Consider the following 12769-nt stretch of genomic DNA (forward strand, 5'->3'; position numbering starts at 1 on the left):
AAGTAAAGGAAGCGTGCGGTCAAGGCAACGCGAGGCTTGCCGTAGGACGTGCGTCATTCTAACCGCATGGGCATGACTTCGACGACCGCTGATATCCTGATCCTGGCGCCCTCTTCGGAAAACACCGCCTATGCCGCCGCCGGCGTGCGGTTGTTCGAGCGGCTTGCCGCGCCGCTGCGCGCACATGGCCTGACGGTGACGCGCCAGCCGTGGACCGATCCGGTGGATCCGGACTCTGCCCGGCTGGTGCTGCCCTTGCTGGCCTGGGGCTATCACCTGCGTCAGCCCGAGTGGTTTTCCCAGCTGGACGCCATGGAGGCGGCGGGCGTGCCGGTGATCAATCCCGTCCCGACCCTGCGCTGGAACACCACCAAGACCTATCTGATCGAACTGGAAGCCAAGGGCGCGCCGGTGGTCCCCACCCACGCCCAAGATCGGCTGACGCCTGAAGCCCTGGCCGCAGCCTTCGATGCGTTTGGCGTCGACGAAGTGGTGGTCAAGCCGCAGATTTCCGGGGGGTCGCAGGACACCGTCCGGTTCAAGCGCCACGGCACGCTGGAAGGCGGCCCGCCCGGCGCAGCCCTGATCCAGCCTTTCCTGCCGGCGGTGGCCGAAGAGGGCGAGTTGTCGCTGTTCTTTTTCGACGGGGCGTTCAGCCACGCCGTCTCCAAGGTGGCGACCGGCGGCGACTTCCGGGTGCAGCCGCAGTTCGGCGGCCAGATTTCCGGCGTTGCGCCCGAGCCCGAGGCCCTGCATGCGGCGCATATGGTGCTGGAGGCGGCCAGCCTGCCCCTGACCTATGCCCGCATCGATCTGATCCGGGGCCTGGACCATACCCCGCAACTGATGGAGCTGGAGGTCATAGAGCCCGACCTGTTCCTGGAGCATGCCCATGACGACGGCGCGGCGTTCGCGGCGGCGGTGATGGCCCGGCTCTAGCAGGCGACCTGACGGCGCGGCTGTTTGGGCCTATCTAGGTCGCAACCCAGGGAGTCATGATGTCCGATCTTTCCGCCTTCCCGATCACCCGCCGCTGGCCCGCCAGACACCCTGATCGCCTTCAGCTCTATTCGCTGCCCACGCCCAACGGCGTGAAGGTGTCGATCATGCTGGAAGAGATCGGCCTGCCGTATGAGCCGCACCTGATCGATATCGGCGCCAACGAGACCTGGATCCCCGAATATCTGTCGCTGAACCCCAACGGCAAGATCCCGGCGATCATCGATCCCGACGGTCCGGGCGGCCAGGCGTTGGCCCTGTTCGAGTCTGGCGCGATCCTGCTGTATCTGGCCGAGAAGACCGGCCAGCTGCTGCCTGCCGATCCCGCGCTTCGCTATCAGACGATCCAGTGGGTGTTTTTCCAGGTCGGTGCTGTGGGACCGATGTTCGGGCAACTGGGCTTTTTCCACAAGTTCGCCGGCAAGGACTATGAGGACAAGCGACCGCGCGACCGCTACGTCGCCGAGAGCAAGCGGCTGCTGGGGGTTCTGGAACAACGCCTGAACGGCCGCGATTTCATGATGGGCGCCGATTTCACGATCGCCGATATCGCCCTGCTGGGCATGGTGCGCAATCTGGTCGGCTACTACGACGCCGGCCAGCTGGTCGACTATGTCGACCTGAAGTCCGTTCCGGCCTGGCTGGAGCGCTGCCTGGCGCGGCCGGCGGTGCAGCGTGGGCTGGAAATCCCGGCGCGGCCTCAGAGCATTTAATTCCCGCTCTCCCCGGCGAAGGCCGGGGCCCAGATCGAACCCCAGGACGTCAGTCGGTTCGTAAGGTCGTGTGGCGCATCCACCCCAAACGCTCTGGATGAATCTGGGTCCCGGCCTTCGCCGGGAAGAGCGGAGTTTGGGGTTACGCTCCCAGGAACAGCTCCCGCGAAGGACACAGATCGCGGATCTTGCAGATCTCGCACCTGGGCTTGCGCGCCACGCACACATAGCGGCCGTGCAGGATCATCCAGTGATGGGCCCGGGTCTGATAGGGCCCTGGCACGATCCGCATCAGGTCCATCTCGACCGCGTCAGGTGTCTTGCCGGCCGACAGCTTCAGGCGATGGGCGACGCGGAACACGTGGGTGTCGACGGCGATGGCCGGCTCGATGTCCAGTTCGTTGAGCACCACGCTGGCGGTCTTGCGGCCGACGCCCGGCAGGCTTTCCAGGTCGGCGCGGTTCAGGGGCACCTGGCCGCCGTGGCGGTCCATCAGGATGTGGGCTGCGGCGATGACGTTTTTGGCCTTGGTGCGGAACAGACCGATCGAGGCGATGTAGCGGATCAGGCCTTCCTCGCCGAGTTCGAGCATCTTCTCGGCGCTGTCGGCGACCTGAAACAGAGGTCCGGTGGCCTTGTTGACCTGAACGTCGGTGGCCTGGGCCGAAAGGGCGACGGCGGTGACCAGTTCATAGGCGTTGTTATAGTTCAGCTCGGTCTTGGGCCGCAGCTCCAGGCTCTCGAAGCGGTCGAACAGCACGGCGACCCGCTCGCGCTCGGCCGGCGAGATCCGCTTGGCGGCGGGGCGTTTGCGGACCGGTTTTTTCACAAGAGCCATCACCATGACCATGCCGTGATGCGGACCCCTCGCCAAGGCGGTGTCGCGCGCCTAAATCTTTGTCATGGCCCCGCCGCTCTACATGGACGCCTTGATCAAGCCCAACCGGTCGCTCAGCCGGCGCGGGCTGCACGTGTTGCTGGGCGTCGTCGTCGCCTGCAACCTGATGATCGCGGTGTTCCTGCTGGGGGTGGGCGCGCCGCTGGTGCTGCCTTTTCTGGGCCTGGACGTGGCGGCGATCTGGTTGGCCCTCAACGCCAGCTTCAAAGCGGCTGAACGCAGGGAGCGGGTGCGGGTCACCGCCCAGTCGATCACGGTCAGCCGTGAGGACGAGAAGGGCGCCCGCGTGGTCTGGACCTCGCCCACCGCCTTCACGGGTGTGGATCTCGATCAGCCAGGCGAGCACGAGGCTCGGGTTCGCCTGCGGATCTATCGCCGCCGCCTGACCGTGGCGCGAGCGCTCAGCCCGCCCGAACGGGTGGAATTCGCCGCCGCCCTGCGGCGCGCCATTGGCGAGGCCCGCGCCGAACGTTATCCCTTGCCGGGGGTCGGGGCGGGCGCTCAGGCATGAGCAAGAACCGGGCGGACACCGCAGGAGAGCCGTCCTACGCTGCCCCCATGGCTCTCGACATGCACCCCTCCGAAACCTTCGCCCGTCTGTCCGAGCGTTCGGCGGACTATCATCGCATGGCCGTCGCCCTGGACTGGCTGGCCGAGCGCTGGCAGGAGCGGCCTTCGCTGGACGAGGCGGCCGAAGCCGTCGGCCTGTCGCCGTTTCATTTTCAGCGGATCTTTACGCGCTGGGCCGGGGTCAGTCCCAAGACCTTCGTCTCGGCCATCGCCCACGCCGAGGCCCGCAAGTCGCTGGAGGCCGGGGCCAGCGTGCTCGACGCTGCCTATGACGCGGGGCTTTCAGGCCCTTCGCGCCTGCATGACCTGTTCATCGCCCAGGAAGCCGTCACGCCCGGCGAGGTGCGCCGCCGCGGGGCCGGTATGACCTTGCGGTATGGCTGGGCGCCGGCGCCGTTCGGCAGGGGTCTGTTCGTGATGGCCGAGCGCGGCCTTGCGGGTCTGGCCTTCTCGGACGGTGACGACGAAGCGACCTATGCCGACATGCACCGCCGCTTTCCCGCCGCCGACTGGGTCCGCGACGACCAAGCCGCCGGTCAGACCGCCGTCCATGCCTTCACCGGCGGCAAGGGGCCGCTGCCGATCGTGCTGATCGGCTCGCCCTTCCACATCCAGGTCTGGAAGGCCCTGCTGCGCATCCCGGTCGGCGAGACCAGCACCTATGGCCAGGTGGCTTCGTGGGCCGGAAACCCCAGGGCCTATCAGGCCACCGGCGGCGCCATTGGAGCGAATCCGATCTCGCTGCTGATCCCGTGTCACCGCGCCATCGCCAAGGACGGCCGGCTGACCGGCTATCACTGGGGCCTGGCGCGCAAGGCGGCGATGCTGGGGATGGAGGCGGTTCAGGCGGCGGGCTGACTGGACTGGCCCCCTACGGATCGCTTCGCGATCGTCTTCCCCCGGAGGGGGAAGATGAAGCGCGCGGACCTCATCTTCCCCCTCCGGGGGAAGACGGCTGCGCAGCAGCCCGTAGGGGGCAAGTACCGGTCTTTAAAGAATAAACCGGCTCAGATCGGCATTGGCCGCCAGGGCCCCGACCTTGTCCTGCACATAGGCCGCGTCGATGGTCACCGTCTCGCCGGAGCGATCGGCCGCCGAGAAGCTGATCTCCTCGACCACCTTTTCCAGGATGGTCTGCAGCCGCCGCGCGCCGATATTCTCGACCGAGTTGTTCACCGCCACCGCCGCGTCGGCCAGGGCGTCGATGGCGTCGGGCGTGAAGGTCACGGTGACGCCCTCGGTCAGCAGCAGGGCCTGATGCTGGCGGATCAGATTGGCCTCCGGTTCGGTCAGGATCCGGCGCAGGTCATCGCGGGTCAGGCCCTTCAGCTCCACCCGGATCGGCAGACGGCCCTGAAGCTCGGGCAGCAGGTCGCTGGGCTTGGCCACGTGGAAGGCGCCCGAGGCGATGAACAGGATGTGGTCGGTTTTCACCGGGCCATACTTGGTCGAGACGGTCGTGCCCTCGATCAGCGGCAGCAGGTCGCGCTGCACGCCTTCGCGCGACACGTCGGCCCCGCCGCGCTGTGAGGACGAGGCCACCTTGTCGATCTCGTCGAGGAAGACGATGCCGTGGTTTTCGGCCAGATCCACCGCCTCCTGGGTCAGGGCTTCCTGATCCAGCAGCTTGTCGCTCTCTTCGGCGATCAGCGGCGCATGGGCGGCGGCCACCGTGGTCTTGTGGGTCTTGGTGCGGCCGCCGCCGAAGGATTTCATCATCTCCGCCAGGTTCAGCACCGAGGCGCCGGGCTGACCGGGGATCTCGAACATCCCGCCGCCGCCGGTGTCGGCCAGCTGCAGTTCGACCTCCTTGTCGTCCAGCTCGCCGGCCCTCAGCTTCTTGCGGAAGCTTTCGCGGGCGGCGGTCGAACCGGGGCCGGTCAGGGCGTCGAGGATGCGTTCCTCGGCCGCCGCCTCGGCGCGAGCCCGCACCCCGGCCCGGCGCTTGTCGCGGACCATGCCAAGGGCGCTTTCGACCAGGTCGCGGACGATCTGATCCACGTCGCGGCCGACATAGCCGACCTCGGTGAACTTGGTGGCTTCCACCTTCAGGAACGGAGCCTGGGCTAGCTTGGCCAGGCGGCGGGCGATCTCGGTCTTGCCCACCCCGGTGGGGCCGATCAGCAGGATGTTCTTGGGCGTCACCTCATCGCGCAGGTCGGCCGGCACCCGGCGGCGACGCCAGCGGTTGCGCAGGGCTACGGCGACGGCCTTCTTGGCCTCGGTATGGCCAACGATGTAGCGGTCGAGTTCGGAGACGATCTCGCGGGGGGAGAACTCGGTCATTTACAGGCTTTCAACCGTCAGATTGCCGTTGGTGTAGACACAGATCTCGGCGGCGATCGCCATCGCCTTGCGGGCGATGTCCTCGGCCGAAAGGTCCTGGTCGATCAGGGCCTTGGCGGCCGCGAGGGCATAGTTGCCGCCCGAGCCGATGGCCGCGACCGAGCCGCCGCCGGCGCTTTCGCCCGGCTCCAGCACGTCGCCCACGCCGGTGACCGTGTAGATGGTGGTGGCGTCAGCCACGAGCAGCATGGCCTCCAGCCGGCGCAGATAGCGGTCGGTGCGCCAGTCCTTGGCCAGATCCACGCAGGCGCGGGCCAACTGGTCGGGATACTGTTCCAGCTTGGCCTCCAGCCGCTCGATCAGGGTGAAGGCGTCGGCCGTGGCCCCGGCGAAGCCGGCCACCACCTTGCCGCCGGCCAGGCGTCGCACCTTGCGGGCGTTGCCCTTGACGACGGTTGGGCCCATGGAGACCTGGCCGTCTCCGGCGATCACGGTCTGTCCGTTCTTGCGCACCGCCAGGATGGTCGTGCCGTGCCAGTCGGGGAAGGAATTGCTGTTTTGCATGTCTCGCATGTGGCGAGGCTGACTGCGGAGATCAAGCGCGATGAGCTTTTCGGAGGGCGAGGTCGAGCGCTATGCCCGCCATCTGGTGCTGCGCGAGGTCGGCGGACCGGGCCAGCAGAAGCTGAAGGCGGCCCGGGTGCTGCTGGTCGGCATGGGCGGCCTGGGCGCGCCGGCCGCGCTTTATCTGGCCGCCGCGGGGGTCGGAACCCTGGGTCTGGCCGATCCCGACACGGTTTCGCTGTCCAACCTGCAGCGCCAGGTGCTGTACCAGACCGCTGATGTGGGCCGTCCCAAGGTCGAGGTCGCCTCTGAGCGTCTGACGGCGATCAATCCGCATGTGGCGGTCGAAACCCATGCGGTATGGCTGGACGCCGCCAATGCCGGGGACCTTGTTTCCCGGTATGACCTGATCCTTGACGGCACCGACGACTTCGCCACCCGCTTCGTCGTCAGCGACGCCTGTGTGGCCCACGGCAAGCCCCTGGTCAGCGGGGCCCTGGGCCGCTGGACCGGCCAGGTGGGGGTGTTCCACGGCCGGCCCTGCTATCGCTGCCTGGTGCCCGAGGTTCCGCCGGACGCCGAGACCTGTTCGCTGGTCGGCGTGGTCGGCGCCCTGGCCGGCGTGATCGGATCGATGATGGCGCTGGAGGCGGTCAAGCTGATCACCGGCGCGGGGCAGGCTCTGAGCGGCCGCCTGCTGATCTACGACGCCCTGGCGGCCGAAACCCGCACGGTGCGGATCGGGGCCGATCCGGCCTGTCTCGCTTGCGGCGCTTGACGGCGAAGCTTCACGGGCCTTCTCTCTCCCCACAAAAACAAGACGTCAGGGGTAGGGCCAGATGAAGACGCTGTTTCGCGGTCTGTTGATCGCCGCGGGCCTGATCCTGGTGCTCGGCGCCGTGGGATGGCTGGCCCTGCAGCGCGGCGACATCCCCTATGCCAGCCTGGAAGCCAAGTACGACAGCCCGGCCTCGCGCTACATGGACCTGGGCGGCGGCTTGCGCGTGCATTATCGCGACCAGGGTCGGCGCGAGGGTCCGACCCTGGTGCTGGTCCATGGCTATGCGGCGTCGCTGCACGCCTGGGAGCCCTGGGTGCGGTCGCTGTCGGGCGACTATCGCGTCATCACACTGGACCTGCCGGGCCACGGCCTGACCCAGGCGGGCCAGGGCTATGCCGTCGGACGTCAGGGCTTTGGGGCCGCGGTCGATCAGGTGACCCGCAAACTGGGTGTCGAGCGCTTCACCCTGGCGGGCAATTCGATGGGCGGCGGCGTGGCCTGGCAATACGCCATTGATCATCCCGAGCGGGTCGAGGGCCTGGTGCTGGTCGATGCGGCGGGCTGGCCGCGCGAAGGCGGCGGCGGGGTGCTGATCTTCAACATCCTGCGCCATCCCTGGGGACGGGCCCTGCTGAAGAATGTCGACACCCAGGCCCTGGTGCGTCAGGGCCTGAAGTCGGCCTATATCGATCAGAGCCTGGTGACGCCCGAGCTGGTCGACCGCTATGTGGAACTGGCCCGCGCCCCTGGCCACCGCGACATCCTGCTGGGCCTGCAGAGCGGCCCGCGCCGTCCGGCCTCGCCCCAACTCCTGTCGAGGATCAAGGCGCCGACCCTGATCATGTTCGGCGAGAAGGACACCGTCATCCCCGCCTCGGACGGCGCCAAGTTCGCCGCAGCCATACCGGGTTCGACCCTGATCCTTTATCCCGATGTCGGCCATGTGCCGATGGAACAGATCCCCGACCGCTCGGCCGGCGACCTCAAGGCCTGGCTGAAGGCGAAGGTGTATCCGGCGGAGACCGCGCCCAAGCCCTGAATTCGGGTCTTTGAGCCACATCAAGGCGTCGCGGCGCGCGCTCGTCGACTGAAGGGGCTTTCGTCAGGCGAGGGCCCCATGACCAGCACGATCGTCGGCGCCGACACGCCTTTCGAGGTGATGGGCGGCGGACCCGGGGTGCGCCGCCTCGTCAACGCCTTCTACGACATCATGGACACCGAGCCAGCCTATGCCCGGCTGCGAGCGCTGCACGCGTCGGATCTGACGGCGATGCGCGAGTCTCTGAGCGGCTTTCTGGCAGGCTGGCTTGGCGGGCCAAGGGACTGGTTCACCACCCACCCAGGCGTCTGCATGATGTCGCTGCACCGCGCCATGCCGATCGACGCCGAGCTGGCGGGGCAGTGGACGTCGGCGATGGCGCAAGCCCTCGCGGCCGCCGATATCGATCCAGAGCTTGTCGCCGCCCTGAGTTACGCCTTCGACCGGATGGCCGGCGGCATGACCACACACTGAGGGCGGCTTCGTCGCCCTACAACATCGACGGAATAACCCGGTCCGGCGGGCGGTGGCCGTCCATGAAGGTCTTCACGTTGACGATGACCTTTTCGCCCATGTCGATGCGGCCCTCGACCGTGGCCGAGCCCATGTGGGGCAGCAGCACGACATTGGGCAGCTTCAGGAGCTTGGGATTGATCGCGGGCTCGTGCTCGTAGACGTCCAGGCCCGCGCCGGCCAGGTCGCCGCGCGCCAGCATGTTGGCCAGGGCCCCTTCGTCGATCACCTCGCCGCGGGCGGTGTTGACCACGATGGCGTGCGGCCGCAGCAGCTTCAGACGGCGGGCCGACAGCAGGTGATAGGTGGCCGGGGTGTGCGGGCAGTTGACCGAGATGAAGTCCATCCGGGCCAGCATCTGGTCCAGGCTTTCCCAGTAGGTGCAGCCCAGCTCTTCGGCGATGCGCGGGCTGACCGGCTTGCGGTTGTGATAGTGCACCTGCATACCGAAGGCCTTGGCGCGGCGGGCCACGGCCTGGCCGATGCGGCCCATGCCGATGATGCCCAGGCGCTTGCCCCACAGGCGGCGGCCCAGCATCCAGGTCGGCGACCAGCCATGGAAGCCGCCGCTCTTGACCACTTCGGCGCCTTCGACGACGCGGCGCGAGGCGGCCATGATCAGGGTCATGGTCAGGTCGGCGGTGTCTTCGGTGAGGACGCCCGGCGTGTTGGTGACGATGATGCCGCGCGCATTGGCGGTGGCGACGTCGATATTGTCGACCCCGGCCCCGAAATTGGCGATGAGCTTGAGCCGGTCGCCGGATCGCGACAGAAGACGCGAGTCGATGCGATCGGTGATCGTCGGCACGAGCACGTCGCACCGGCCCATGGCGTCAACCAGTTCATCCGCCGTCAACGGTTTGTCGGTGACGTTGAGTTCCGTGTCGAACAGTTCGCACATCCGCGTCTCCACCGGATCGGGGAGTTTTCGGGTGACGATGACTTTGAGCTTGCGGGCTGCCATGGGCGGTTTGAAAAGCTCTCTCTGACGGGCGTTTAAAAACCTGTAGCAAAGGGGCCCGATGGGGCCAAGCAACATGCCGTCGAATCGCAAACATCGTTCGCTCGGCATTGTGGCCGTTCTGGTCCTGACGGGGGTCGCTGCAAAGGCAGGCGCCGCCGGTCCGCCAAGGGTCACGCCCTCGGGTCTGGAGGTTCCGCGCTACGTTTCGTTGAAATATGAGACCGTCAACGCCCGCAATGGCCCCGACGAGGCCCATCGTCTGCTCTGGGTGTATCGCGCCAAGGGGCTGCCGGTGCAGGTGGTGGCCGAAACCCGCGAATGGCGGCGGGTCTGCGATCCCGAAGGCGGCCTGGCCTGGGTGCACAAGCGCACCACCGACGGCCGCCGCACGGCCATGCGCATCCAGTCCACGCCCCTGGCCCTGCTGGCCAGTCCCCGGGACGGCGCCAAGATCAGCGCCTGGCTGCGCGGCCGCTCGACCGCCAATCTGGACCGCTGCGAGAAGGGTTGGTGCCGCCTTAAGGCCGAGGGCTCGGCCGGCTGGGCCCGCGAAAGCCAGATCTGGGGCGCGGCCCCGGAGCCGCAGTGCAGGCGCTGATCGCAAACTGGCGTGACGAAAGCGCCAGGACTGTTCACAAGCGTTACTGAAAGTAACATTGAGGCGCGACCCACCGTCGTGCTAGGGCGTGACCATGCAACAGAGCTCCTACACCTTCGACGAACTCCTGGCCTGCGGTCGGGGCGAGCTATTCGGCCCGGGCAACGCCCAGCTGCCGGCCCCGCCGATGCTGATGTTCGACCGCATCATCCGGATCGAAAAAGAAGGCGGCAAGTACGGCAAGGGTTATGTCGAGGCCGAGTTCGATATCAATCCCGACCTCTGGTTCTTCGGCTGCCACTTCATTGGCGACCCCGTCATGCCCGGTTGCCTGGGCCTGGACGCCATGTGGCAGCTGGTCGGCTTCTTCCTGGGCTGGTCAGGCGGCCCCGGTCGCGGCCGCGCCCTGGGCGTGGGCGAAGTCAAGTTCACCGGTCAGGTCACCCAAGACGTCAAGAAGGTCGTCTACAAGATCGACCTGAAGCGGGTGATCATGCGCAAGCTGGTCATGGGTATCGCCGACGGCGTTCTGGAAGCCGACGGCAAGCCCATCTACGAGACCAAGGACCTTAAGGTCGGTTTGTTCACCGCCGAGCAGATGGCGTCCTGATCCACGCGTAGGGTCGGCCAACACAGAGCTGACCCCGTTTGGATCTGGGGAGAGAAAGAGGAAAGTTCATGCGTCGCGTCGTCGTCACCGGACTGGGGATTGTCTCGTCCATCGGCAACAACGCCAATGAGGTGCTCGCCTCACTGCGTGAAGCCAAATCCGGCGTGGTCGCCGCGCCGGACTATGCGGAACTGAATTTCCGCTGCCAGGTGCACGCCACGGTCAAGCTCGACTCGTGGGAAGCCCTGGTCGACCGCCGCGCGGCGCGTTTTCTGGCGCCCGGCACGGCCTATGCCCATATCGCCATGGAACAGGCGATCGCGGACTCCGGACTGGAAGAGGCCGAGATCTCCCATGAGCGCACCGGCCTGATCGTCGGCTCGGGCGGTCCGTCCACCCGGGTGATCATCGAGGCCGCCGCCACGACCAAGGAAAAGGGCCCCAAGCGGATCGGCCCGTTCGCGGTGCCCAAGGCCATGAGCTCGGGTCCGTCGGCGGTGCTGTCGACCTGGTTCAAGATCCGCGGGATCAACTATTCGATCAGCTCGGCCTGCGCGACCAGCGCCCACTGCATCGGCGCGGCTGCCGAACAGATCCAGATGGGCAAGCAGGACATCATGTTCGCCGGCGGCTGCGAGGAGCTGGACTGGAGCCTGTCCAACCTGTTCGACGCCATGGGCGCCATGAGCAGCAACTTCAACGACCGCCCCACCGTGGCCAGCCGCGCCTATGATCGGGATCGCGACGGCTTCGTGATCGCCGGCGGGGCCGGTATCGTCGTTCTCGAAGAGTACGAGCACGCCAAGGCGCGCGGCGCCAAGATCTATGGCGAAGTGGTCGGCTATGCCGCCAATTCCGACGGCTTCGACATGGTCGCGCCGTCGGGCGAGGGCGCGGCCCGCTGCATGCGCATCGCCATGGCCGAGGCCGGTGGCCGCGCCATCGACTATCTGAACCCGCACGGCACCTCGACGCCGGTCGGCGACAGCAAGGAAATGGGCGCGGTGCGCGACGTCTTTGGCGACAAGGCCCCGCTGATCTCCTCGACCAAGTCGCTGACCGGCCACAGCCTGGGCGCCGCCGGCGCGCAGGAGGCGATCTATTCGATCCTGATGCTCAACAACGACTTCGCGGCCAAGAGCGCCAATATCGAGAACCTGGATCCCGAGTTCGCCGACCTGCCCATCCTGCTGGAGCGTTCCGACCGTGAACTGACCACGGTGATGTCCAACAGCTTCGGCTTTGGCGGCACCAATGGCACGCTGATCATCAGCAAGGCCGACTGATCCCGCGCCGCTGGAGGGTTCCAGCGGCGCGCCGACCCTGATAGCTAACCCCCGAAGATGACGTGTGACGGCGGCCAGCTTGGCTTGCCTGTCACTTCCCAGAACACGGAGCCGCAACCCATGGCCGACGATTACGCATTCCCCAAGGGCGAGCTGATGCGGGGCAAGAAGGGCCTCGTCATGGGCGTGGCCAATCACAACTCCATCGCCTGGGGCATCGCCTCGCAGCTGGCCGCCCAGGGCGCCGAGATGATCTTCACCTATCAGGGTGAAGCCCTGGAGCGCCGCGTGCGGCCGCTGGCCGAGAGCATCGGCGTCACCACTCTGGTGCCGGCCGACGTCACCGACGACGCCTCGATGGATGCGGCCTTCGCCGCCATCGAAGAGAAGTTCGGCACGATCGACTTCGTGGTCCACTCGGTGGCCTTCGCCAACAAGGACGAGCTGAAGGGCTCGTTCGTCGACAACACCACCCGCGAGGGCTTCCTGCTGGCCCTGAACATCTCGGCCTTCAGCTTTGTCGATGTCGCCAAGCGCGCCGCGAAACTGATGCCCAACGGCGGCTCGCTGATCACCATGACCTATCTGGGGTCGGAGCGGACCATCCCCAACTACAACACCATGGGCGTGGCCAAGGCCGCCCTCGAAGCGGCGACCCGCTATATCGCCCGCGACCTGGGTCCCAAGGGCATTCGCTGCAACGCCATCTCGGCCGGCGCCATGCGCACCCTGGCCCTGGCGGGCATCGCCGGCGGCCGGGGCATGATCGCCCAGGGCCGCGCGTTCAGCGCCATGAAGGAAGACACCTCGATGGAAGGCGTCGCCGGAGCCGCCCTGTGGCTGGTCTCGGACCTGGGCCGTTCGACCACGGGCGAAGTCGTCCACGTCGACGCCGGCTTCCACATGATGGGCATGCCGGACGAAGTCGAAGCCTAGTACTGGCGCAGG

The 12769-nt window shown here is 67.1% G+C and carries 14 protein-coding genes and 1 pseudogene; 11 read left to right on the plus strand and 4 right to left on the minus strand.

Features of this window, described 5'->3' with window-relative positions; genetic code table 11:
- Nucleotides 1–72 precede the first annotated feature (72 nt).
- Nucleotides 73–939 (plus strand): ATP-grasp domain-containing protein, encoded by an 867-nt coding sequence (locus tag ACW17Z_RS11230; protein ID WP_492056063.1) that lies wholly within the window; start codon nucleotides 73–75, stop codon nucleotides 937–939.
- A 59-nt stretch (nucleotides 940–998) separates the two neighbouring features.
- The gene (locus ACW17Z_RS11235) at nucleotides 999–1712 is read left to right on the plus strand and encodes a glutathione S-transferase N-terminal domain-containing protein (RefSeq protein ID WP_419319304.1); all 714 of its coding nucleotides are present in this window, start codon (nucleotides 999–1001) and stop codon (nucleotides 1710–1712) included.
- A gap of 142 nt (nucleotides 1713–1854) precedes the next feature.
- On the opposite strand, the gene nth is transcribed toward ACW17Z_RS11235, so the two are convergent.
- A complete protein-coding gene (gene nth / locus ACW17Z_RS11240; RefSeq protein WP_492058517.1) occupies nucleotides 1855–2562 on the minus strand; it encodes an endonuclease III in 708 nt (235 codons plus the stop codon).
- A gap of 52 nt (nucleotides 2563–2614) precedes the next feature.
- Here nth and ACW17Z_RS11245 point away from each other — a divergent pair, with 52 nt between their 5' ends.
- Both ACW17Z_RS11245 and ACW17Z_RS11250 read left to right on the plus strand, forming a co-directional pair.
- Nucleotides 2615–3121 carry a DUF2244 domain-containing protein gene (locus ACW17Z_RS11245; protein WP_492056064.1) on the plus strand — a complete coding sequence of 169 codons (507 nt, stop codon included), beginning with the start codon at nucleotides 2615–2617 and terminating at the stop codon, nucleotides 3119–3121.
- A gap of 47 nt (nucleotides 3122–3168) precedes the next feature.
- On the plus strand, nucleotides 3169–4038 hold the full coding sequence (locus ACW17Z_RS11250) for a methylated-DNA--[protein]-cysteine S-methyltransferase (RefSeq protein ID WP_492058518.1): 870 nt from the start codon (nucleotides 3169–3171) through the stop codon (nucleotides 4036–4038).
- A 132-nt stretch (nucleotides 4039–4170) separates the two neighbouring features.
- Here ACW17Z_RS11250 and hslU read toward each other — a convergent pair whose 3' ends face one another.
- Nucleotides 4171–5466: an ATP-dependent protease ATPase subunit HslU gene (gene hslU, locus ACW17Z_RS11255; RefSeq protein WP_492056065.1), complete on the minus strand. Its 1296-nt coding sequence runs from the start codon at nucleotides 5464–5466 to the stop codon at nucleotides 4171–4173.
- Nucleotides 5467–6065, minus strand: a pseudogene (gene hslV, locus ACW17Z_RS11260) (ATP-dependent protease subunit HslV). It lies immediately after the preceding gene.
- Between the two features lie 5 nt (nucleotides 6066–6070).
- Between hslV and ACW17Z_RS11265 the strand changes: the two are divergent.
- From ACW17Z_RS11265 to ACW17Z_RS11275, 3 genes are all read left to right on the plus strand, one after another.
- The gene (locus tag ACW17Z_RS11265) at nucleotides 6071–6808 is read left to right on the plus strand and encodes a HesA/MoeB/ThiF family protein (RefSeq protein WP_492056066.1); all 738 of its coding nucleotides are present in this window, start codon (nucleotides 6071–6073) and stop codon (nucleotides 6806–6808) included.
- 61 nt (nucleotides 6809–6869) lie between these two features.
- Entirely contained in the window at nucleotides 6870–7850 is a 981-nt protein-coding gene (locus tag ACW17Z_RS11270) for an alpha/beta fold hydrolase (protein ID WP_492056067.1), read from the plus strand.
- Nucleotides 7851–7928: 78 nt separating this feature from the next.
- Nucleotides 7929–8324 (plus strand): group II truncated hemoglobin, encoded by a 396-nt coding sequence (locus ACW17Z_RS11275; RefSeq protein WP_492056068.1) that lies wholly within the window; start codon nucleotides 7929–7931, stop codon nucleotides 8322–8324.
- A gap of 16 nt (nucleotides 8325–8340) precedes the next feature.
- On the opposite strand, the gene ACW17Z_RS11280 is transcribed toward ACW17Z_RS11275, so the two are convergent.
- A complete protein-coding gene (locus ACW17Z_RS11280; protein ID WP_419253521.1) occupies nucleotides 8341–9327 on the minus strand; it encodes a 2-hydroxyacid dehydrogenase in 987 nt (328 codons plus the stop codon).
- A 73-nt stretch (nucleotides 9328–9400) separates the two neighbouring features.
- On the opposite strand from ACW17Z_RS11280, the gene ACW17Z_RS11285 reads away from it, so the two are divergent.
- The 4 genes from ACW17Z_RS11285 (at nucleotide 9401) to ACW17Z_RS11300 (ending at nucleotide 12757) form a co-directional block, all read left to right on the plus strand.
- Nucleotides 9401–9925 carry an SH3 domain-containing protein gene (locus ACW17Z_RS11285; protein ID WP_492056069.1) on the plus strand — a complete coding sequence of 175 codons (525 nt, stop codon included), beginning with the start codon at nucleotides 9401–9403 and terminating at the stop codon, nucleotides 9923–9925.
- A 94-nt stretch (nucleotides 9926–10019) separates the two neighbouring features.
- Entirely contained in the window at nucleotides 10020–10535 is a 516-nt protein-coding gene (gene fabA / locus ACW17Z_RS11290; RefSeq protein WP_419319296.1) for a 3-hydroxyacyl-[acyl-carrier-protein] dehydratase FabA, read from the plus strand.
- A 68-nt stretch (nucleotides 10536–10603) separates the two neighbouring features.
- Nucleotides 10604–11821: a beta-ketoacyl-ACP synthase I gene (gene fabB / locus ACW17Z_RS11295; protein ID WP_492056070.1), complete on the plus strand. Its 1218-nt coding sequence runs from the start codon at nucleotides 10604–10606 to the stop codon at nucleotides 11819–11821.
- 120 nt (nucleotides 11822–11941) lie between these two features.
- Nucleotides 11942–12757, plus strand: coding sequence for an enoyl-ACP reductase FabI (locus ACW17Z_RS11300; RefSeq protein WP_492056071.1), 816 nt, complete (start codon nucleotides 11942–11944; stop codon nucleotides 12755–12757).
- The last annotated feature ends 12 nt before the right edge of the window (nucleotides 12758–12769 follow it).

The sequence above is a fragment of the Caulobacter sp. GSs2 genome, from assembly GCF_058680895.1.

Coding starts and splice junctions, on each gene's coding strand:
- ACW17Z_RS11230 (WP_492056063.1), top strand. CDS start 73: ATGACTTCGACGACCGCTGATATCCTGATCCTGGCGCCCTCTTCGGAA.
- ACW17Z_RS11235 (WP_419319304.1), top strand. CDS start 999: ATGTCCGATCTTTCCGCCTTCCCGATCACCCGCCGCTGGCCCGCCAGA.
- nth (WP_492058517.1), bottom strand. CDS start 2,562: ATGGTCATGGTGATGGCTCTTGTGAAAAAACCGGTCCGCAAACGCCCC.
- ACW17Z_RS11245 (WP_492056064.1), top strand. CDS start 2,615: ATGGCCCCGCCGCTCTACATGGACGCCTTGATCAAGCCCAACCGGTCG.
- ACW17Z_RS11250 (WP_492058518.1), top strand. CDS start 3,169: ATGGCTCTCGACATGCACCCCTCCGAAACCTTCGCCCGTCTGTCCGAG.
- hslU (WP_492056065.1), bottom strand. CDS start 5,466: ATGACCGAGTTCTCCCCCCGCGAGATCGTCTCCGAACTCGACCGCTAC.
- ACW17Z_RS11265 (WP_492056066.1), top strand. CDS start 6,071: ATGAGCTTTTCGGAGGGCGAGGTCGAGCGCTATGCCCGCCATCTGGTG.
- ACW17Z_RS11270 (WP_492056067.1), top strand. CDS start 6,870: ATGAAGACGCTGTTTCGCGGTCTGTTGATCGCCGCGGGCCTGATCCTG.
- ACW17Z_RS11275 (WP_492056068.1), top strand. CDS start 7,929: ATGACCAGCACGATCGTCGGCGCCGACACGCCTTTCGAGGTGATGGGC.
- ACW17Z_RS11280 (WP_419253521.1), bottom strand. CDS start 9,327: ATGGCAGCCCGCAAGCTCAAAGTCATCGTCACCCGAAAACTCCCCGAT.
- ACW17Z_RS11285 (WP_492056069.1), top strand. CDS start 9,401: ATGCCGTCGAATCGCAAACATCGTTCGCTCGGCATTGTGGCCGTTCTG.
- fabA (WP_419319296.1), top strand. CDS start 10,020: ATGCAACAGAGCTCCTACACCTTCGACGAACTCCTGGCCTGCGGTCGG.
- fabB (WP_492056070.1), top strand. CDS start 10,604: ATGCGTCGCGTCGTCGTCACCGGACTGGGGATTGTCTCGTCCATCGGC.
- ACW17Z_RS11300 (WP_492056071.1), top strand. CDS start 11,942: ATGGCCGACGATTACGCATTCCCCAAGGGCGAGCTGATGCGGGGCAAG.